15 protein-coding genes and 1 pseudogene are annotated in these 19,839 nt (G+C 69.1%); 11 read left to right on the top strand and 5 right to left on the bottom strand.

Annotation, left to right across the window (positions count from 1 at the left end; translation table 11 throughout):
- The first annotated feature begins 3 nt into the window (after positions 1 to 3).
- The 8 genes and pseudogenes from fabI to OG285_RS36810 all read left to right on the top strand — a co-directional run bounded on the left by fabI (position 4) and on the right by OG285_RS36810 (position 7,998).
- Complete coding sequence (gene fabI / locus OG285_RS36845) at positions 4 to 783, top strand: enoyl-ACP reductase FabI (RefSeq protein ID WP_331760226.1); 780 nt, start codon at positions 4 to 6, stop codon at positions 781 to 783.
- Positions 780 to 2,060 carry a transposase gene (locus OG285_RS36840; protein WP_331760225.1) on the top strand — a complete coding sequence of 427 codons (1,281 nt, stop codon included), beginning with the start codon at positions 780 to 782 and terminating at the stop codon, positions 2,058 to 2,060. Before fabI ends, OG285_RS36840 begins: the two co-directional genes overlap by 4 nt.
- A 98-nt stretch (positions 2,061 to 2,158) precedes the next feature.
- A complete protein-coding gene (gene rdgB, locus OG285_RS36835; protein ID WP_331760224.1) occupies positions 2,159 to 2,767 on the top strand; it encodes an RdgB/HAM1 family non-canonical purine NTP pyrophosphatase in 609 nt (202 codons plus the stop codon).
- 256 nt (positions 2,768 to 3,023) lie between these two features.
- Complete coding sequence (locus tag OG285_RS36830; RefSeq protein ID WP_331760222.1) at positions 3,024 to 3,740, top strand: class I SAM-dependent methyltransferase; 717 nt, start codon at positions 3,024 to 3,026, stop codon at positions 3,738 to 3,740.
- A gap of 455 nt (positions 3,741 to 4,195) precedes the next feature.
- Positions 4,196 to 4,660: pseudogene (locus OG285_RS36825) on the top strand (MOSC domain-containing protein); the annotation flags it as partial.
- Between the two features lie 270 nt (positions 4,661 to 4,930).
- On the top strand, positions 4,931 to 6,145 hold the full coding sequence (locus OG285_RS36820) for a cytochrome P450 (protein ID WP_371793750.1): 1,215 nt from the start codon (positions 4,931 to 4,933) through the stop codon (positions 6,143 to 6,145).
- Between the two features lie 112 nt (positions 6,146 to 6,257).
- A complete protein-coding gene (locus OG285_RS36815) occupies positions 6,258 to 7,193 on the top strand; it encodes a nucleoside hydrolase (RefSeq protein WP_331760542.1) in 936 nt (311 codons plus the stop codon).
- A gap of 145 nt (positions 7,194 to 7,338) precedes the next feature.
- Entirely contained in the window at positions 7,339 to 7,998 is a 660-nt protein-coding gene (locus tag OG285_RS36810) for an HD family hydrolase (protein WP_371793717.1), read from the top strand.
- Between the two features lie 131 nt (positions 7,999 to 8,129).
- Here the strand turns inward: OG285_RS36810 and OG285_RS36805 are convergent, their stop codons facing one another.
- Both OG285_RS36805 and OG285_RS36800 read right to left on the bottom strand, forming a co-directional pair.
- Entirely contained in the window at positions 8,130 to 9,881 is a 1,752-nt protein-coding gene (locus OG285_RS36805; RefSeq protein ID WP_371793716.1) for a LuxR C-terminal-related transcriptional regulator, read from the bottom strand.
- Between the two features lie 684 nt (positions 9,882 to 10,565).
- A complete protein-coding gene (locus OG285_RS36800; RefSeq protein ID WP_331760217.1) occupies positions 10,566 to 11,168 on the bottom strand; it encodes a TetR/AcrR family transcriptional regulator in 603 nt (200 codons plus the stop codon).
- 43 nt (positions 11,169 to 11,211) lie between these two features.
- Between OG285_RS36800 and OG285_RS36795 the strand changes: the two genes are divergently transcribed.
- Together OG285_RS36795 and OG285_RS36790 are read left to right on the top strand one after the other, a co-directional pair.
- Positions 11,212 to 11,643 carry a VOC family protein gene (locus OG285_RS36795; protein ID WP_331760216.1) on the top strand — a complete coding sequence of 144 codons (432 nt, stop codon included), beginning with the start codon at positions 11,212 to 11,214 and terminating at the stop codon, positions 11,641 to 11,643.
- 530 nt (positions 11,644 to 12,173) lie between these two features.
- Positions 12,174 to 15,077 (top strand): AAA family ATPase, encoded by a 2,904-nt coding sequence (locus tag OG285_RS36790; protein WP_331760215.1) that lies wholly within the window; start codon positions 12,174 to 12,176, stop codon positions 15,075 to 15,077.
- A gap of 13 nt (positions 15,078 to 15,090) precedes the next feature.
- On the opposite strand, the gene OG285_RS36785 is transcribed toward OG285_RS36790, so the two are convergent.
- Complete coding sequence (locus OG285_RS36785) at positions 15,091 to 15,714, bottom strand: response regulator transcription factor (RefSeq protein WP_331760213.1); 624 nt, start codon at positions 15,712 to 15,714, stop codon at positions 15,091 to 15,093.
- A 254-nt stretch (positions 15,715 to 15,968) separates the two neighbouring features.
- Positions 15,969 to 16,271, bottom strand: a complete 303-nt coding sequence (locus tag OG285_RS36780; RefSeq protein ID WP_331760212.1) for a WXG100 family type VII secretion target — start codon at positions 16,269 to 16,271, stop codon at positions 15,969 to 15,971.
- A gap of 193 nt (positions 16,272 to 16,464) precedes the next feature.
- Here OG285_RS36780 and OG285_RS36775 point away from each other — a divergent pair, with 193 nt between their 5' ends.
- Complete coding sequence (locus OG285_RS36775) at positions 16,465 to 17,049, top strand: hypothetical protein (RefSeq protein ID WP_331760211.1); 585 nt, start codon at positions 16,465 to 16,467, stop codon at positions 17,047 to 17,049.
- A 57-nt stretch (positions 17,050 to 17,106) separates the two neighbouring features.
- Here the strand turns inward: OG285_RS36775 and OG285_RS36770 are convergent, their stop codons facing one another.
- Positions 17,107 to 19,812: a right-handed parallel beta-helix repeat-containing protein gene (locus OG285_RS36770; RefSeq protein ID WP_331760210.1), complete on the bottom strand. Its 2,706-nt coding sequence runs from the start codon at positions 19,810 to 19,812 to the stop codon at positions 17,107 to 17,109.
- Positions 19,813 to 19,839: the final 27 nt, after the last annotated feature.

Here is a 19,839-nt window from a genome sequence, read left to right as displayed (position 1 = left end):
GGCATGGGCGGAATACTCAGCGGAAAGAACATCCTGGTCACGGGTGTGCTCACCGAGAAGTCCATCGCCTTCCACGTGGCGCGGCTCGCCCAACGCGAGGGCGCCAACGTCGTGCTGACCGCCTATGGCCGGCGCAGCCTCGTGGAGTTGATAGCCAAGCGGCTTCCCGGCCCCGCCCCCATCGTGGACCTGGACGTGCAGAACCAGGAGCACCTGGATTCTCTGGCCGACCGGGTCGCCGAGCATCTCGGACCCGACACGGCGCTCGACGGCGTCGTGCACTCCATCGCGTTCGCCCCGCAGGACGCCCTGGGAGGGAACTTCCTGCATACGGACTGGAGTTCAGTCGCCACATCGATGGAGGTATCGGCGTACTCACTCAAGGCGTTGACCGTCGCCGTGATCAAGCTCCTCGAACCGCGCGGTGCGGCGGTCGTGGGCATGGACTCCGACGCTCAGCAGGCCTGGCCCTATTACGACTGGATGGGTGTCAGCAAGGCGGCCCTTGAGGCGACGTCCCGCTACCTGGCCCGCGAACTGGGTGGCCGGGGCATCCGCTGCAATCTGGTCGCCGCGGGGCCGATCAGATCCACGGCCGCCAAGTCCATCCCCGGATTCCAGGCACTGGCCGAGGCCAGTACCGTCCGTGCCCCGCTCGGCTGGGATCTGGAGGACCCCGAGCCCGCGGCCCGCGCCGTGGTGGCTCTGCTGTCGGACTGGTTCCCCAAGACGACCGGCGAGATCGTCCACGTGGACGGCGGGACTCACATGGTCGGGGCATGACGAACCCTACGCGGAGGGTCGGCCATGCGGCGGCGGGGACCGCTGTGCACCCGGACGCCGGTCACGGCTCCGGGGGCGGCCTTCCCGACGTCCTGGAAGACTTCTGCGCCGAGCTCTTCTCGTCCCTCCGGCGCAAGGACCAACAGCTCAAGGCCAGGCAGTACCTCCGCGGTCTCCTGGCGACGAAGGGCCGCAAGTCGATCCGGAATGTCGCCACGTCGACAGGAGATCCGGCGGCGGCTCAGAGCCTTCACCACTTCATCGTCAACTCGACCTGGGACTGGCGCCCCACCAGGGCGGCGCTGGCCGCCTATGCGGAGAGGGTCGCACCGGGCCATGCGCTCGTCGTGCACCCGATGCCGATTCCCAGGGCCGGAGAACAGTTCGTGGGCGTGGACGAGATGTTCGACCCGTTCCTGCGGCGGACCTTCCACGGACAGCTGGCATACGGTGTGTGGTCGGCGTCCCCAGCGCTGAGCGCACCGGTCGACTGGTTGCTCTTCCTGTCGGGCAGGGGGTTCCTCGAAAGCGGTTCACCGTCGCGGGCGGCAGGGGACCGCGACGGGCAGCCGCCCGCCCAGCTCGGCAGCGAGGGCGGGGACACACCGGAAAGCTGTGCCGTGACCGCCGCCCTCACCACGCCCCGCGACACCTGGACCAGAGGCCGGCCGGTGGTGTTGAACGTGCCCGGAACCGCGACACCCACCACCATGGCGCGGTTCAGGGAAGACGCCACCCCCGTTCTTGTACGGGCGGGACTCTCCACCCGCCTCGCCGTGACCGACAGAGGCATGCCCGGCTACGGGCATGGCTCCTTTCCCGCGCACGTCATCCTCGAAGCCGCGAGGAGTGCCCGTCGCCCTGTGCGGCGAATCGCGCCCCGGGACACACGGCCGACGGCATTTTCCCTGGCGGTCGCCGTACCTGTCCGGCTGGCGAACGAGCCGGGCGGAGGGGCGCGGTACCTCCTCATCGGTGAATGGTGCGACCCGAAGCGGCCTCCCGAGCGGCTGTGGCTGACCGACATGGCCGAGACGCCGCTGCAGCGGCTCGTGGAGTACGCGGGTCTGGCCGACCGGGTCGACCGGGATGCCTCGCGGGCCGCCGAGACCGTCGGACTGCGCGACTTCGGCGGGAGGTCACTCGCCGGGTGGCACCGCCACGTGACTCTGGCGTCCGCGGCGTACATCGCGTCGGAGCTGGTGCGGGGATCGGGCACCGCTCCACGGCGGGGCGGGAAGGCGCACCGTGCGGCCCGGTCCTGCCTTCGGCTGTGACCGGCCGCGTACGGCCCTGGCAGGGATCACGGTCGAACCGAGCCGTCCCGGCCACCACCGATGTCTCAACTCTGCCTACGGAACTGGATACGTGAGATATGAACACGACCACTTTGATCCTGGCCACCCGGAACCCGGGAAAGCTCGTAGAGCTCAAGACGATCCTGGCCGAAGCGGCCCTCCCCTACGACCTGGTCAGCGCCGACGCCTACCCCGACATCCCGGACGTGAAGGAAACCGGAGTCACGTTCGCCGAGAACGCACTGTTGAAGGCCCACACCCTCGCCCGGGCCACCGGGCTCCCCGCCATCGCTGACGACTCGGGTCTGTGTGTCGATGTCCTCAACGGTGCGCCCGGTATCTTCTCCGCCCGCTGGGCCGGCCGGCACGGCGACGACGAGGCCAACCTGCGCCTGCTCCTTGCGCAGTTGAGTGACATTGACCATCCTCACCGCGCCGCCCGCTACATCTGTGCCGCCGCGCTCGCGCTTCCCGACGGTACGGAGCACGTGACCCGCGGAGAGCTTCCCGGTGTGCTGCGTACGGTCGCGGAAGGCACGGGCGGATTCGGCTACGACCCGGCCTTCCAGCCCGAGGGCGAGACTCTGACCAACGCGCAACTGCCCCCGGAGCGCCAGCATCTTTTCAACCACCGGGCCGCCGCATTCCGGAAGCTGGTACCGGTGATTCGAGAGCTGGTGGGGTGACAGGCGGCCCGGCGCGGCCCTGAGGCAGCGACAATCGACCTGGCCGGCCCGGGAACGTGCGAGATATCTCAATTAAATTGTTTACTCGACCGGACGACCTGACACACTTCCTATCCTCCACTTTACCGCCCGGACCGCTCGGGTGAATGATTGCAAGGTAATTCCGGCCACCCACGCATTCGCGTTCCTCACCGCGTGCACCTGAATCGCGAGGGATCAAGGCAGGAACAGCATCATCCAGTGAGAGGAAGGGCATATGAGCCGCTTCGAGGCTATGTGGGATCGCTTTTGGACCGACCTTCCCACCACTTCCGGCGCATCTCCGTGGGACGTGGACCCCACGTATGTCGCCCATGCTCATGTGCACTTGTTCGGCAGCGTGCTCGATCCGTCCAAGCCCGTCATAGATGTCGGCTGTGGAGACGGCGCGCAGACCGCAGCCCTCGCCACACACTTCGGCCGGGTGGTGGGCGTGGACGTGGCCCCGAGCGCCGTCGAGCGCGCGCGCAAACACCACGGCGCTCCCGGCGTCGAGTACGAACAGCTGGATCTGCTCGTACCCGAACAGGCCGCCGCCCTGCACGACAGGATCGGTGACGCCGGTCTCTACGTCCGTACGGTTCTCCACGCGTTCACCCCGGACGAACTGAAGCTCGCGGTGACGTCTCTGGCACACCTGGCCGGCGCCACAGGCGGGATCTTCCTGTATGAACTGGCCCCGGCCAGCAGGGACTTCATCCTGGGACAGCTCAAGGGGGAGGGCGCTCCCGCGGAGAGGTTCGGATTCGTCTTCGACCGGGCGCCGCTGCCCGTCGCCCGGGAGGACGGCGCTCTGCAGAGCGAACTCGCTGCGGCCGGCTTCGACATCGTCTCCACAGCGCCCATCGACTACCAAGGCACGGTCACGGCGGAGGGGCGGCATGTGAACGTCCCCGCGTTCTTCGTGATGGCGCGAGCCGGGGCGAGGCAGTAGCCCCGGAGGCATCGGGCGGTCGCCATCGAGCGGGCGGAGTGGGGTCTGTCGGCGCAGGCCACGCATGGCCCGTGGTTCGTCAGGGGAGGCGGGGCCCGGTCGGGCCCCGCCACTCGTCGTCACATCGGCCTGCAATCAATCCGGCGAATCAGCGCCTCTTTTGTTCAAGCCGCTGGTGCGAGTTGGCTCCGCTCGTTGACCAGGTTGTTGTGCCGCTCGGTCAGCAGCCGCAGGGTGGTGGGCCGATCCCCGGCCGTAACCCTGCGCAGGGGGGAGGGTCGACGGCGGCGTCGCCGTGGGCGAGCGTCCGGGGCCCCTTCAGCAAGTCGGTGGGAATAGTCCCGAACGGAACTCGGTAGGGCGCACCGCATTTCGGAATCCGACTCCTCTGGCACCTGACACATTGCTCGGGGAGCTATTGCCGGAGACATCGAGCAGCGCCTAGCGTTTTTCTTATGGGTTACGTGATTTCGGTTAACACGGGTCCGATCGTTCCTGCGGAGTTCGCTTCGCGCCATAAGTCGGCCATCAAGAAAGTTCCCATCGAGGGAAGCGTCCAAGTCGGTAAACTCGGCTTCCACCGGGACGAACAGGCCGCAGACTTTCACGGCGGGGCACTCCAGGCTGTTTACGCCTATGCGCGGGAAGATCTCGACTGGTGGTCGAGCCGCCTGCAGAGGCCTTTGCGGAACGGGATATTCGGGGAAAACCTCGACCTCACGCACTTCGACGCGAGTGGTTCTGTACTCGCCGAGAAGTGGCGGGTGGGCGAAGTCCTCCTTCAGGTCATGGCGCCGCGTATGGCCTGCGGCACTTTCGGAGGCTGGATGAAGGAGAAAGGCTGGGCCAAACGCTTCAACAGTGCTCGCAGGCCCGGGGTTTACCTCCGTGTGCTCGAAGAGGGGCGGATCGCCGCAGGGGATCCCGTAGAAGTCGTATGGCGGCCGGCCAAGCACGTGACGGTGGCGGAGGCGGTCGGAGCGATCCTGGACGAGGAAGACGTCCTGCGTCGCATCACCGAGATGGCCGACGAAGAACCCGCGTGGGACCGCACGGCGATGATGTTCCATGTCTCGAACCGAACCAGGTCCCGTGCCGGCGGGGCGAGCGGAACACCTTCCGCCTCTCCTGTGCCTGTGCCTGTGCCTGTGCCTGCTCCTGCTCCTGCTCCTGCCGAGCTGGTGCGACCGATGCTTGACGTATTCGGGGATTTCAGTACGCAGGATCCCGCTACGGCCCTGGCTGAAGCGGTGGCCGCCTGCCCGTTCCAGGAGTCGGCCGAGAACGGTGGCATCTACGCGCTCCGGGCCGACGACGTCCGGCACGTGCTGACGAGCCGGGAGTTCTGGTCCCAGAGCTCTTCCGACCAGCGGATCGACTCGCTGCCGGAGGTGGACAGGAGCCAGCGGAGAAGGCTCAAGGAGTTCTTCGCCCACTGGCCCGTGTTCTCCGACTCCGACTACCACACACAGGTTCGCCGGGTGGCCCTGCGGTTGTTGCGCGCCGCCGTGACGCCGGCGCTGCTGACCGCGTGCGCCACGGTGGCCGACGACCGGCTCGCCGCCATGGGCGAGGGGTCCGTCGACTGGCTGACCGAGTTGGCGAATCCGCTGGCCCGGGAGGTCGTCGCCGCTCTGACAGGACACTCCGACGCGGACGTGCTCATTCGGCTGGGCCGCGCCGTGATGGACGAACTGGCCACGCCACGCCTGGACATGGCGCGGATCGAACGCGCGATCACGGCGGTCGATGGGATGCGCGACTGGTTGCGCGCAGCGCGGACGGCCCCGCGGACACCGTTCGTGGCGGGCGTCGGGGAGCTGTGGGACGACCCCGCCTTCGGACCCGAGGTTGCCACCGCCCTGCTCACACAGGTTGTCACCGGCGCTCACGATCCGACCGCCACGGCCCTGTGCGTCGTGGGGGAACGTGTCACCGGCGACATGCTGACGCGTACCCCGGTACCCCAGCTCAGAGAAGAGGTGCTCCGGCTGGCCACTCCCTTCCGGTTCGCGAACCGATACGCGCGCGTCCCGGTCCACGTCGGCCCGTACCACCTCGACCGCGGCGACAGGATCAACCTGTGCCTCGCCACGGCGAACCTGGATCCGAAGCACTACGCCGACCCACTGCAGATCCGGGACCGGGGCGCCTCCCGCTCCTTCAGCTTCGGAGCGGGAGAACACTACTGCCCCGGTGCCCCGCTCGCCCGCGCGGTGGTCGATGTCCTCCTCGAATCGCTCAAGAGGCTCGGTGGGCATTTCCACGCGGAGCACATCGAGCGGGAACCGGAACTTCCCATGCTGCGGTACCGGACACTCCAGGGACGGTTACTGCGCTCGGCGCTACCTGCCTGCGCGTCGCCCTCCTACGCCCCGACAGGAGGTTCGGAGGAGCGTTTCTGAACCCACCGAACCGCGCCGCAGGGCGCGCGCAAGCCCCCACGGGGATGTCCGCCGCAGGCCGCAGCGCGGAGCCGTCGGCTGTTCCGTCTCAGACATGGAGCCCACCTTGAGCGTGCTGGTAATAGACACTGACCCTGGGCTCGATGACGCCCACGCCATGGCCATGGCCCTGACTCGCTCGGGGAAGCGCCCGCACATTCCGGTGGCCGCCGTGTGCACGGTCGCAGGCAACGTCGGGATCGAGACCGTGACGGCCAACGCGAGATGGCTGCTCGGTGCCTACGGTGGCGACGCGACCCGTACCCCCCTGTACCGAGGTGCCGCAGGCCCTCTCGCAGGCCCGCGCTCCGAGGCTCCGGACATCCATGGAGCGGACGGACTCGGCGAGTTCAGCCGGTGGCCCGTCGAACACGTCCAGGAGCATGCCGCACCGGCGGCACTCGCCCTGGTCGAGACGGCCCGCCGCCATCCGGGCGAGACCACCCTTGTGGCGCTCGGCCCCCTCACCAACGTTGCCCTCGCCCTGCGGCTCGAACCGAGACTTCCCCAACTGCTCGACAGGGTGGTGGTGATGGGCGGCGCCATCCACGGCCGCGGCAACCTTACGATCAGCGCCGAGTTCAACATCGGTGCCGACCCGGCCGCGGCAGATCTGGTCTTCGCCGGCTTCCCCCGTCTCACCCTGCTCTCCTGGGAGACGACGCTGGCCCACTCCTTCACACCCGACGAGTTCGCGTCCTTCTTCGAGGGCGGGAGCAGGGCGGCCACGACTCTCCGGAACATCGTGGCGAACCGCTTCGTCACCGACCCGGCGTACGCCGAGCGTGTCGACTATGTGCGTGCCGATCCCCTGGCCATGGCGGTCGCGGTCGATCCCACGGTCGTGACTCGAGCGGTGCAGCACCGCGTCTACGCGGAGTACCGGCCGGAAAGCCACAGCCACGGTGCCACCGCCGTCGATTGGCGCGACACACAGCAGGACAGGCCCACTCTCACCATCGTTCAGGAACTCGACCGTGGCCGCCTGCTCGAACTGCTGCGGATCTGACCGCGGACAACAGGCTCAGTCGAACCCCCCCCCGCCACGACCGCGACACTTCCCCCGCGCAGACCACGCCGCCGGTGCACCGCACGGCCCGCGGGTCCCTGACGCGCGGTTGCCGGAGCCACACACCCCCGGGAAAGGAAAGGCCATGACCACACCGATGCCCGCGTCCGAGGCCGAGGATCCACTACTGGACCTCGCGGAGATGTCGCTCGACATCTCTCCACGCCTCGCGGAGCAGATCGCCTTCATCGCCGAGACCGACCGGCTGAAAGCAGTGCTCCGGTTGAGCCCTCTGCTGTCCGCACCTCGCAGGGAGAACGACGCCGAGCACTCCTGGCACCTGGCTCTGATGGTGCTCGTCCTCGCGGAGTACGCGAACGAGCCGATCAACGTCGAACGCACACTGAAGCTTGTTCTGGTCCACGACCTCGTGGAGATCTACGCGGGTGACACATGCCTCTTTGACGACGAGGCACGGAAGGACCAGGCACAGCGTGAAGCGGCCGCCGCGGGCCGGCTGTTCGCCATACTTCCCGCCGACCAGGAGGCGGAGTTCCACGGGTTGTGGGACGAGTTCGAAGCGCGGCGGACCCCCGAGGCGAGGTTCGCCAAGGCGATGGACCGTTTGCAGCCCCTGCTGTTGAACGCCGGGAACCAGGGAGGCACCTGGCGTTCCCCGGGCGTCACGGGCGCGCGGGTGCGTGAACGCACCTCCGCCATCGATGACGGTTCGCGCGCGCTGTGGAGCTGCACGGAGGAGCTGCTCGCGCTGGGTGTCAGGAAGGGCTGGCTGACACCCGGATAAGGAGCCGGAGGCGGGAGCGCGAGGGCGCAACGGCTCCCGATGCCCGCCCTCCGGCGGAGCGCTCGGATACGGGTCGTCCCGGTGCACCGGGACTCAGGACGTCCATGTCGCTCCTGCCGCGCCGGCCGGTCTCAGGGATGCAGTATGCGAGCCAATTTGACGCGCGAGTCCACGTCGAGTTTCCGGAAGATCTGGCGCAGGTGATAGTTGACGGTGTGTGGCGACCGCGAAACCCTCTTCGCCACTTGTTGATTGGTCAGACCCTCAGCCACCAGGCAGGCGATCCGGTGCTCGGCCTCCGTAAGCACGGAGCGGGCCCGGGACCGGCGCTGTTCCCGGCCCGAGGCGGGCGGCTGGGAGACGCCGACGTGTCGCGGACTGTCCTCCCCGGCGTCCTGAAGCAGCGACTCGACACGAGCTGCCGAGACGAGCGCGCCGATGGCGTGGTAGCGCTCCCGGGCAGTCCTCAGGTGCCGCCGCGCCGTGTGACGGTGCTCCCGCCGTTTCAGAAGCATGCCACCCAGATCCTCGCTGGCAGCCGCGGAGGCCCAGGGCGCAACGTGCTGGAGGGCCGCGTGTTCCAGAGCGTCGGGGTCTTGGTGCAACAGCGCCCAGGCGTGCCTGGCAGTGGCGGCGAGTCCAGCCTGTCCGGGGTTCTGGTCCGCGAGCCGGGTGACCTGCCGGGTGACCGCCGCGGCCAGTCCGTATTCGCCCGCGGCCAGGCCGAGACGCACCAGGCGCGCGGATACTTCAGGGTTGAGCAGGAAGAGGGACGGCTTGGCCAGCAGGTCGGGGAACCGCTTGGCGAACAGGCCGAGCGCCCCGCTCGCGTCCATATCGGTGGTCGTGACGCGGAAATCCGCCCAGCTGTGTCGCACCGGCGGCAACGTGCCGGGCTGTAAGTCGAGTTGGGAGCGAGCTCGCCCGATCTGGTCCGCGGCCTCGGACCATCGGCCACGGGCGAGAGAGAGCAGGGACAGCAGGGAGAGCCCCTGCGAGGCGGGCAGGTGGGCGCTCACGCGCAGTGCCAGTGCCACCCCCGTGCGAACTTCGGCCTCGGCCTCTTCGGTACGGCCCATGCCCGCAAGCAGCCGGCCGCGAACGATCGCTGACTCTGCCCTCGCCCACGGATGGTCGAGCCGCTCGGCCAGCTCCCGCGTGTGAGTGAGCTCGGTCTCGCCTTCCGCGAATCGGCCGAGATGGGCCAGCTTGTCGGCCAGGGCGAGGGAGGGATAGGGGCGCCAGGAGACCGGCAGGGCAGTGTGGTCCATCCGCTGGGCCCGGTCTCCCCACTCAAGCGCCTGATCGACGTGGCCCGCCGCCCACTCCAGGTTCGACAGGATCAATGCCGCTACGACGGACGAGGCACCCTGCCCCCGCTTCGTGGCGATGGCCCGCGCCCGGTCCCGCTGCTCCGTCTCTTTGTGGCCGAACAGCGAAAGAATCAGCGCGCCATCGGTGCCCCCGTCCGCGGTGTCCCCGGGTGAGCCGGGCGTTCGGACCAATGTCCGCCGCATCGCGGCCTCGCTGCGCGGGTCGAGAGGCCGGCCCGGGTTGTCCTGTGACAGCAGGAGGGCTGACACCAGGGAGTCCGGGGTCTGCTCCGTCGCCCTCGCCACCGGTCCGCTCTCCCGGCCGGGTTCAGCCTCGATGTCGGCTCCTGCGCCTCCGGTGCCCATGACGTGCTCGCGGGGCCGGGGGACGGGCACACCGCGCAGCAGGGCCTGCCGCACAGGCGCGGGGATCTCGGTCCTGAGTCTGTGGCTCAGGCCGGGCGAGAGAAACATGAACCGGTCGCTGGTCGACCCGATCACTCCTGCGGCGAGCGCCTCTTCAAGCGCAGGCAACAAGGAGAGCACGGTCACGGACTGTACCCGGGCCACCTCCTGAAGCGTGAACTCTTCGCCGACGAGCGCGGCAGCGTGGGTGAAATCCTGAGCGGCATCGGATAGTTGCGGCTGTTCTGAGGCGGGGTCAGACCGTGACTCGTGCGCTGCGTGATTCGGCATGCGAATTACCCATCAGCTTGTTCCTGTGGTTGCCTCGTGAGTCTTACTGCCGCTCTGGGTGTGAACAAGACCGCTCCGCGGTTCTGGCATGGCGCGAATGCCCCGGTGATACAGGCGTGATACGTGCTGCATAGGGGGCGCAGTATCAATACCGCACCGGGGAAGCCTCGTATCGAAGCTTCACTGCCTGCTCAGCGAAGTCACGCTGCTCCCGGAAGGGCCTGTCGAGCGCCGGGGCGAGGTGAAGGCCGCGAAAGGCGATACAGGATCGGCAGGTGGTCACCTGGCGGGCCCACGGAGGCATCGTCAACGCGGTCAGCCCAGAAATGATCGACAACCGGCAAGCGGTCCGGTGGCCGTCCGCGGATGGTACGAACTCAGCGAGAAAAGCTTCAGCCAGCTGGTTCCCCCAGCGGAGATACCTGTTGAGAGGGCCCGGGCTGATCTGTTGCTCGTCGCGGGTGGCGACGACGCGATGCGGCCGTCCCTGACCTTCGCCGAACAACTAGCACAACGCCGGTGAAGACCGGCGGCAGGGGCCCCGGCGGTGGTGCCCCGTCACTTCGGCCGGGTGATCGCCCGGGCTGTGCGGGCAGCCTTCTCCTCCGTCTCCGTGAGGGTTTCGCTTCCCGCGCCGAACAGTCCCTGGCGGAAGAATTCGGCGAGGCCGTGGGCGGCGCCGGCGATGCGGAGCAGCAGGTCGTACGCGTCGTCCGCGTCCGCGGTCAACTCTCGGGCGATGGGCAGCAGGAGGCCGGCCACCTCGTCGCCGGCCGCAGCCAGGTCGGCGAACCGGGATTTGTCGAGGCCCGCGTGGAAGGTGATGTCGAACAGGGCCGGTTCCTCGGCGGCGAAACGGACGTAGGCGGACGCGAAGGACGCCAGTTGTTCCGCGGGTTCCCCGCCGGTGGCCACAGCCGCTGCGAAGCGCTTCCGTTGCTCGCGGTATCCCGTCGTGGCGAGTTCGGCCAGCAGGGTCTCGCGGTCGGCGAAGTGCTTGTACGGCGCCGCGACGCTCACTCCCGCCCGGCGGCTCGCTCCGGCCAGGGTGAAGCCGTGCGGGCCGTGCTCGGCGACCAGGTCCAGGGCTGCCCGCAGCAGGGCGTTGCGCAGATCTCCGTGGTGCTGCCCGGTAAGTCGCCGCTTGACGGGAGAACTCATGGCAGTAAGGTTAACACCACTTACCAGGTGAAAGGTACTAACCATGGGAGCCACCATGATCGCCGCCCGTTTCCACCATGTCAGCCTGTCGGTCGCGGACCTCGCGGCCCAGGAAGCCTGGTACGGCGACGCTCTCGGTCTCACGCACGTGGACGAACGCCTGGAGATGCCCGAGGCGGACGTCCGTACCGTCGTCCTGAGCGGCGCGGCCGGCCTGCGGGTGGAGTTCGTCCAGCGGCCCGGTTCGAGCCCCGCCGCGTACGACGATCCCTTCGCCGCCACCGCCGTGCAGACCTTCACCCACCTCGCGGTCCAAGTCCCCGGCCTCGACGCCGCGTTCGCCCGCTTGACCGAAGAATGCGGCGCGGTCCCGGTGTCACCGCCCGCACCCGGGGTGACCCCGGGCATGCGGTACGCCTACGTCGCCGACCCGGAGGGCAACCTCATCGAACTGATCGAACTGGTCGGAGTCTGATGGTCCGGCCCGCCCCGGCCAGTACATATCGGGTTTGGGACGGATGGATACGCTTGAGCGGAAGGGGCGGCGCGCGCCCGCGCCGGGGCGCAACGGGCGTGCGTGGACCGTCCGAGCCCTCGAATCGCCAGTCGCTCGACGGGCGATGTAACCGGCCCGCCCCGGGCAGGAGACCGGCGACGGTGGCAGGAAGAACGTGGCGGGATCGACGGGCAGTGTCAAGACAGGGCGCTACACGGTTCTCGGACCGATGCGGGTATGGCGCGGTGACACGGAACTGACTCCTGGCCCGCCGGAGCAGCGGGCGCTGCTCGCCCTGCTGGCGCTACGGGCGCCTGGTCCGGTCAGCGTGCACGAGGCGGTCGACGTGATCGGGGAGGGCGGCCCCCCGGACAGCGCCGTCAATGGCGCGCACCGGCACATCGGCGGCCTGCGGCGCCTCCTGGAGCCGGAGCTGGCGCCGCGGGCCGTTCCGCAGACCCATCCAGATCCTCACACCAGCCCTGAGCAGCATTGGATAGCCTTTCGGTATGCACAACGGCCCTTCGGCACCTCTCGTTGGACGCGACCAGGAGTGCGCGGTCTTCATGTCGGCGCTTGAGGATCTCTCCGCAGGCCGGGGGCGCGCCCTGCTGGTGGAGGGTGAGCCGGGCATCGGCAAGACCGCGCTCATGGCGGCCGGGCTGGCCGCGGCGGAAGAGGCGGGTCACACCGTGCGCACCGGTACGTGCGACGAACTGTCGGAACGACTTCCCCTGTCCGTGCTGTTCGAGGCTCTGGGTGTCAACTCGGAATCAGCGGTCCCGGCCCGGGCCCGCACCGGTCACGCCGTGCGGGGCGGCGACGGGACGGGCTCCGTCGATCGGGGCGGAGCCATCGCGGCTGCCTCGGGGGACCCGGTGGCAGCCGCCGTCGAGCGGTTGCTCGTTCTCGTGGACCGGCTGTGCGCCCAGGGCCCGCTGGTACTCGCCGTGGACGACCTGCAATGGGCCGACGGGACGAGCCTGCTGGTGTGGCGGCGGCTGATCCGTGCTGTCGGGCAGCAGCCGTTGCTGCTCGTGGGAACCTGCCGCTCCGTACCGCAGCGAGCGGAGACAGACCGGCTGCGCCGTGATCTGCGGGACCACGGCGGGATGTCGGTCGTACTGAATCGACTGGGGGCGCCCGGAGTGGCGGAGCTGGCCGGCGGCCTGACCGGAGGGTACCCGCCGGGCCCCCGCCTGGTGGCCCAGCTCGACCTCGCGGCCGGCAACCCCCTGTACGTCAGGGAGATGCTGGACGCCCTGACCCGTGCGAACGCGCTGGAAGTGCAGGAAGGCGCCATCGAAGTGCGAGCAGGGGCAGTCGCCGACGGCGGCGCGGCCCCCGGCCCAGGGGCGGGCGTGATGTCACCAGCCGAGGCGATCGCCGACCGTCTGGACTTCCTGTCCGCCGACACCCGCGACGTCCTGCGGACCGCCGCCCTCTTCGGCTCCGACTTCTCCGTCACCGATGTCTCCGGCGTGCTCGGCCGCCCGGCCGCGGCGCTGGCCGGGCCGGTGCGGGAGGCGGTTGCCGCAGGCGTTGTGGAGTCCTCCGGCCCCCGGCTGCGGTTCCGCCACGGCCTGCTGCGCCAGGCGCTGTACGAGTCCTTGCCCGCCGCGCTGCGGATCGCGCTGCACCGTGACGCGGCACGGTCTCTGATCGCCGCGAACGGGCCGGCTGAGCGGATCGCGCAGTTGCTCCTCGCGGCGATCGACGCCGCGGACGGCTGGGAGACCGACTGGGTCATCGACAAGGCCGGTGTGCTCGCCCGCAGGGCTCCCGTCGAGGCTGCGGCCCTGTTGGAGCACGCTTCGTCGCACACCCGCGAGGACGACCCGCGACGGCCGTCGCTCGAAGATCACCTCACCTCGGTCAACTTCCTCCTGGCGCGGTACGACAGGGCCGCCGAGGTGGCCCGCGGAGTCCTCGCACGCAGCACGGACCCGGAGCGGCGCGGCCGGGCCGTGTGGACCCTCGGATACGTTCTGCTGCGCACGGCGCGGCCCGGGGAGGCCCTGACGGCGGTTCGTGAAGTGGCGGCAGGTCTCGCATCCGGCACTCCCTGGTACGCGAGGCTGCGGGCCATGGAGGCCATGGTCGACCAGGCGTCGGGCCGGTTCGAGGAGGGGGCGTCGACCGCTGCTGCGGCCCTCGCGCTCGGGGAACGCCTGCCGGATCCGATGGCCGTGGGGTACGCACGCCACACACTCGCCATGACGTGCTACGCCCGCCAGGACATGCAGGGCTGCGTGGAGCACATCTCCCGAGGCGTCGATGCCATCGGTACGGATCCCGAACTGCTCGACCTGCTGCTGCTGTTGCGGACCAACCAGGTCGCCGCACTGAGCAATCTGGACCGTTTCGGGCCGGCCCGCGAGGTGCTCGGTGAGACACGGCTGCTTGCTGAGCGGACCGGTACCTCCCGGCTCACCTCGTTCACCCTCCTGACCGGTGAACTCGCCTGTCAGACGGGCGACTGGGACGACGCCCTCACCGAGTTCGCGGCGGTGGCCGCTCCCGACCCCGCCTACGCCTATCTGCCGGTCGCCGCACACGGAATCGCCGCGGTGATCGCCGCGCATCGCGACGACCGGAGCCTGGCGCGGCACCATCTGCGCGCTGTGGAGGAGATCGGGGACGTCCCCTACCGCACGAACAACCTCGCCTATTACTTCAGGGCGCGCGCCGCATTCGCGGAACGGGACGGTGACGTGGCGGAGGTGGTGACGCTGCTCAAGGAAGTCGTCGAGCCCACCTATGCGGTGATGGACGACCGCACGACGCTGCTTCCGCTGGTGGCCAGACTCGCTCTCGTCGTCGGCGACCGGGCGCTGGCCGGCGAAGCGCTGGCCATCCTGGAGGCCGAATCCGATGGCAGCCCGCTGCCCCGGGCCACGGCGGCCCGCGACTGGTGCCGGGGGCTGCTTTCCGGCGAACCTGAGCCGGTGCTGTCGGCCGCCGCGCACTACCGGACGTCCGGGCGGCGGCTGGAGGCGGCGCACACGGCCGAGGACGCCGCATGTCTGCTGGCCGCCGGGGGCGATCCCCTTTCCGCGCGGGAGGCGTTGAACGAGGCCATGCTGACGTACACCCGTCTCGGGGCCAGGTGGGATGCGCGGCGCGCGGCGGCCCGGCTGCGTCAGCACGGGGTCCGGCTCGGTGTCCGCGGAGCGCGGGGGCGCCCGCGGAAGGGCTGGGAGGCGCTGACGGAGACCGAGTCCCGCATCGCGCGGCTGGTCGCACTCGGCCGTTCCAATCCTGATATCGCCGCCGAACTCGTTCTGTCGCGACGGACGGTGGAGACCCATGTCTCGCACATCCTGGCCAAGCTGGAAGTGCCCTCACGACGAGAGGTCGCCGACGTGGCACCGGCGGCGGGTGAGCGTCCGGCGGCAGGCCGCGTGCACTGACAGCGAAGCCGGGTCAGATGGCGCCGATGCGCAGTGCGTAGGCGACGGCGTGCGCGCGATTTCGCAGGTTGAGCCGCAGAAGCACACCGCTGAGAACGGTCTTGATGGTGCGCTCGGCGTAGCTGAGTCTGCGAGCCACCTCAGCGGTCGACAGACCCTCCGCGAAGAGTTCCAGTACCTCGGTCTCGCGCGCGGACAGGTCTGCCATGAGGAGCCTGTCCCGTTCGGCGATCGAGGGGTGGGCGAGACCCGCGCGTGTCTGGTCGATCAGGAGGCGGATCATGTGGTCCGGGAACACCGTGCCGCCCGCCCTGCTGTCGAACACCACCCGCACCGCCTCTTCCCATGTGGTCCGCGTACGCACCAGATAGCCGACCAGACCGTGGCTGATGGCCCGCAGCAGGTGGCTCTGGCTGATGGAGTCCGCGACCAGGACCGCCGGCACGTGGGCCGCGGCGCGTGCCGCCGCCTCCAGTTCGGCCATGGTCGCTGTGGTGAAGCGGCCGGCCAGGACGAGGATCACGTCGGCTTCGCCGCGGAGTTCGGGCGGCAGCACGGTCAGGCCGTTGATCATGCTCAGATAGGCTCTCGCCCCCTCGCCGGTGATCGCGTCATCCGCGACCAGCGCCAGCCGCAACGGCTCTGCGGCACCGCCCGGACCCGGTGGAGCCGGCCGTCGCCGGGAAGCACTGATCTCATCAGACCGTTGGGCAGAGTTCATGCTGTGCATCGCCTCATGTGTCGCGGGGTTTCGATCGTCGCGACAGCCACGTACGGAAACATCCGGGTGGCTCACGGAGCTTTCGCCACAGGGACTCAGGGCGCCGCGGGCGGGCATCGCTCGGTACCCGCCCGGCCAGGAAACAGCGGGGCGAACCAGTGCCGCGACGCTCAGGTCACGTTGTGGAAGTTCGCCTCCTCGGCCTTCTCGTAATTCGCGATCGCTTTGTCCAGGCGATGCACACCGTCTTCCAGTACGCGGCGCAGATCGGCGGCGGCCGCATTGAACCAGCGTTGTACCTCCTCGTAGGTGGCCGATGACGGGCTCTGCCACGTGGTGTTGAGGGTTGCGAACTCGGCTCCCAGTGTCGTCAGCTGGTGGTCGATCTGTGCGCTTTCGTGCTGTGCGACGCCGAGGGCGACTTTCATCTCCTTGAGGTCCGCCTTGAACTCGGCCAGAGAGTGGATCTCCATGAGGTATTCCTTTTCGGTGGCAAGTGGCCGGGAGTTGTTATTTCCCGCCGGGTTGGATCTCGTTTTCCTCCGTCCGGCTCTCCCGCTATTTTCTGGTTTATTGACCAAGGGAGTCTGGTGGCAGTAGTAGCGCCCATGGAGAATGAGGCGTGACATTCGGCGCGCCCGCGCGCCGGGCTGAACAGGAGGAAGAATGGGAGCCGATCGCTCCAAGTACGATGCGACGCCGCTGGATCCGAACGCTGGTGGCGGGGGCTCCGACTCCGCCCCGCCGACTTTCAATGGCACGGTGCCCGATGTGCATGTCGCCTGGGGTTCGCCACCTCCGGTTGTCGCCGACACCAGCAAGGGGAACTCGTCCGACTCCATTCCGCCCGAGCACAATGCCTTCAAGGTCGATATCGGCTCCATAAAGGAATCCGAGCAGGGCATGCTCAGTGCCGGAAGCATCATGGTGGACGCGTACGAGAACCTGAAGAACATGGTCCTCTCCAGCCAGGAGATCTTCGGTCAGAACGCGACGGTCACGACTACCCGGCAGGGGAACCAGGCAGCGGCCTCCGGCGCACAGGCGACGTCGGACACCAACCCGAGTCCGGTTCAGGATGCCGCGAAGCAGTTCGCGTCGTACATCTTTCCCGCCGAGGAGAACGTACTCGAACAGGTGGCGGACTCCCTCGAACTCATCGGCCAGTTGGTCGCGGCATTCAACGGGGCCGCTCAGGCCTACGCGACCGCCGACTACAAGTCGGCTTTTCCTGTTCCCGCGGGATACTGACAGAGGGAGAGGACCTGGAGTACGGGCTTCCGTCGGATTCATTTCTGGCGGGGCCCGTCAGTCCAGAACCCGGGGCACATCCTGAGGGAGTACCAGGGTCAGGTCGTCGGTGTGCACATCCGCCATGTCGGATACACGCTCCGCGTGCTGTTCGGTCATCCGCTGGAAGACCTGCCGGGCGGCCCGGCCGTTGCCGAACCCCTCGCCCCGTCCGAGCTCCTCGAAGTAGCGCAGCAGGACATCGGCGGTCGCGTCGGCCAGTTGGTACTCGTACTGGCGCGCCTGGTGGCGCACGATCCGGACCAGTTCCTCGGACGCGTAGTCGTCGAAGGCGAGCGTACGGGTGAACCGGGAGGCAAGACCCGGGTTGGACCCCACGAAACGGTCCATGTCTCCTGGGTACCCCGCCACGATCACCACCACCTCGTCACGGTGGTCCTCCATCAGTTTCACCAGTGTGGCGACCGCCTCGTGGCCGAAGTCTTGACTCTGCCCCTGCGGGACCAGCGCATACGCCTCGTCGATGAAGAGCACCCCGCCCAGAGCCTTGCGGAAGGCGGCCGTGGTCTTGGGAGCCGTGTGCCCGACGTACTCGCCGACCAGCGATCCGCGGTCGGCCTCCACCAGATGACCCCGGCTCAGCAGACCGAGCGCGGCCAGGATGCGCCCGTACAGCCGGGCCACGGTCGTCTTGCCGGTGCCGGGGTTCCCCGCGAACACCAGGTGGCGGCTGAGCGGAGGTGGTGCGAGACCGGCCTCCTGACGGCGGGTGACCATGCGCATCAGCTTGGCCATGGAGGCGACCTCGCTCTTGACCCGTTCCAGGCCGACCAGCAGGGACAGTTCGGCGAGCAGGTCGTCCAGAGTCTCCACGGTCTCCACTCCGGCCGGGTCCGTGTCGTCGCCCGACGTCGTTGCCCGGTGGCCGGAGCGGTACCCGTGGGCCAGTGTCTCCGGCTCGGGTCGTCGCGTCGGCAGGGTGCTCCTGGCGACATCGCTCACCCGGCAGTCCTCGAACCGCGGGTCCGCGTCGTCAGCCAGAAACAGATCCTCCTCCGTGTCGTGCACGAGACAGCGCCGCAGCATGGGAGCGGCCTTGGCGCCGACGTAGACGGCCGGGAACTCGGTGGCCGAGAAGTCGCAGTCCTCCAGGAGGGGTTGAGCGCCTTCGCCGACATAGCAGCCGTTCTTGCCACTGCGCGTGCCGGTGACCTCCCGCAGCTGTGCGCGGCTGTCGGTCCAGATGACGACGGCGGTGCCTTCGGTGTCTTCGGCAACGCACTGGTGCAGGTGTGCGGCGCTGCGTGCGTCCAGGAACACACCCGCCGAGCCGGTGCGGGACACCCGGCAACCCTGGAGCAGCGCGGTGGTGTCCGGGCCAATCTGTATTCCGGTGCGTCCGGTGCCCGTGACCGAGCAGTCCTCGAGCAACGGGCGGCGTGCTGTCTCCAGGTGGATACCGGTCAGGGCACCGGTGATACGGCACCGGCGCAGCACGGCGTCTCCGCGGTCCACCAGGATGCCGGTCAACCGGACCTCGTCGATCCGCACGTCCTCGGCCAGCAAGGTGGCGTCCTCGGTCACCCGGACACCGTGCTCGGGGGTGTGGTGTATCCGGCACTCCCGGAGCTCCACCTTCGCGTGGTCACCGCAGTGTACGGCGGTGAACGCGCAGTGTTCGAGATCGCCTTCGCGCAGTGTCACCTCGGCCTGGCCGAGGGCGTACACACCGTTCGCCGCCGAGCGGGCCACGGTGGTCCGTTCGGCGGTGACCCGGGCCCGGCCGGAGGCCGCCAGTGCGCTGGCAGTGGTGTCCGTGATCCGGATGTCCTCCAGCCGGAGCCGGCAGGTACCGTCCGCCAGGACACCGACGCCTCGCGTGTCGTCCACCCGGCAGCCCAGGAGCATCGCGACGGCCCCGCCGGAGACGGTGACCCCGTCGGCCGTGCGCCGGACGTCACAGCGCTCGAGGCGTACCCCGTGGGCTTCGGAACTCGTGGCGTCCGCCGCCGGGCTCATCGCGGCTGTCCTCCCATCGGGGAGGAGCGCCGGGATCGCCGCCTCATCGGCGTGGACGCGTATTCCCTCGGACTGAGTGTCATGCACACGGAGCTCGCGCAGCAGGGGGAGGGCCGCTCCGCTCACCTCGATCCCGGCTCCCGTTGTGCGAGAGATCGAGCCTCCCGCGAACGTTCCGCCCGCGGCGCCGGTGATGTGCAGGCCGCGCCCGCTGACGCGGTCGACCACCAGCCCGGCCACCTCGGGGCGCGCGGCGGCGTCAACGGTGAGGCCGTCGCCGTCGATCGCGGTCACCGAGCAGTTCTCAAGGACCGCCCGGGTGGTACCGGTGAGGTGGATACCGGTGCCCGCCGCGTCACGCACCGAGCAGTCGCGTACCACCGGAGTGCTGTCGCCCGCGATCTCCAGGCGCCCCTTCTCGATCCGGCAGCCCTCGATGACAGGGGACCCGCCGCGTACCACGACCGCGGGCTCGTTCTCATCGGTCGCCTCCATGGTCAGGTCCCGTACGACGGCGCTGCCTTGGTGCACGGTGAGGGCCGGACCGCGCGCGGCGACCAGCCGAACGGTGTCCGCTCCCTTTTCGGCGACGATGGTGACGTCCTTGTCGAGAACCAACGTCTCCTGGTATGCGCCGGGTTGCACCGAGACGGTGCTGCCCCTGGCCGCCGCGCGCACCGCGGCGCCGATGGTGCGATGGGCGCCCCACGCGTGCGGGGAGACGCGCTGCCAGGGAACCCTCATGCCGGCCGGTCCTGTCGCGTTCCGCCG

Origin of the sequence: Streptomyces sp. NBC_01471, assembly GCF_041438865.1 — a bacterium.
GTDB lineage: Bacteria > Actinomycetota > Actinomycetes > Streptomycetales > Streptomycetaceae > Streptomyces.
This window is presented reverse-complemented; position numbering and strand designations above follow the sequence as displayed.

Bases quoted from the DNA above. Each gene is read 5' to 3' on its own strand.
- rdgB (WP_331760224.1), top strand. From the start codon at position 2,159: ATGAACACGACCACTTTGATCCTGGCCACCCGGAACCCGGGAAAGCTC.
- OG285_RS36800 (WP_331760217.1), bottom strand. From the start codon at position 11,168: ATGAGTTCTCCCGTCAAGCGGCGACTTACCGGGCAGCACCACGGAGAT.
- OG285_RS36830 (WP_331760222.1), top strand. From the start codon at position 3,024: ATGAGCCGCTTCGAGGCTATGTGGGATCGCTTTTGGACCGACCTTCCC.
- OG285_RS36770 (WP_331760210.1), bottom strand. From the start codon at position 19,812: ATGAGGGTTCCCTGGCAGCGCGTCTCCCCGCACGCGTGGGGCGCCCAT.
- OG285_RS36840 (WP_331760225.1), top strand. From the start codon at position 780: ATGACGAACCCTACGCGGAGGGTCGGCCATGCGGCGGCGGGGACCGCT.
- OG285_RS36810 (WP_371793717.1), top strand. From the start codon at position 7,339: ATGACCACACCGATGCCCGCGTCCGAGGCCGAGGATCCACTACTGGAC.
- OG285_RS36780 (WP_331760212.1), bottom strand. From the start codon at position 16,271: ATGGAGATCCACTCTCTGGCCGAGTTCAAGGCGGACCTCAAGGAGATG.
- OG285_RS36795 (WP_331760216.1), top strand. From the start codon at position 11,212: ATGGGAGCCACCATGATCGCCGCCCGTTTCCACCATGTCAGCCTGTCG.
- OG285_RS36775 (WP_331760211.1), top strand. From the start codon at position 16,465: ATGGGAGCCGATCGCTCCAAGTACGATGCGACGCCGCTGGATCCGAAC.
- fabI (WP_331760226.1), top strand. From the start codon at position 4: ATGGGCGGAATACTCAGCGGAAAGAACATCCTGGTCACGGGTGTGCTC.
- OG285_RS36820 (WP_371793750.1), top strand. From the start codon at position 4,931: ATGCTTGACGTATTCGGGGATTTCAGTACGCAGGATCCCGCTACGGCC.
- OG285_RS36790 (WP_331760215.1), top strand. From the start codon at position 12,174: ATGCACAACGGCCCTTCGGCACCTCTCGTTGGACGCGACCAGGAGTGC.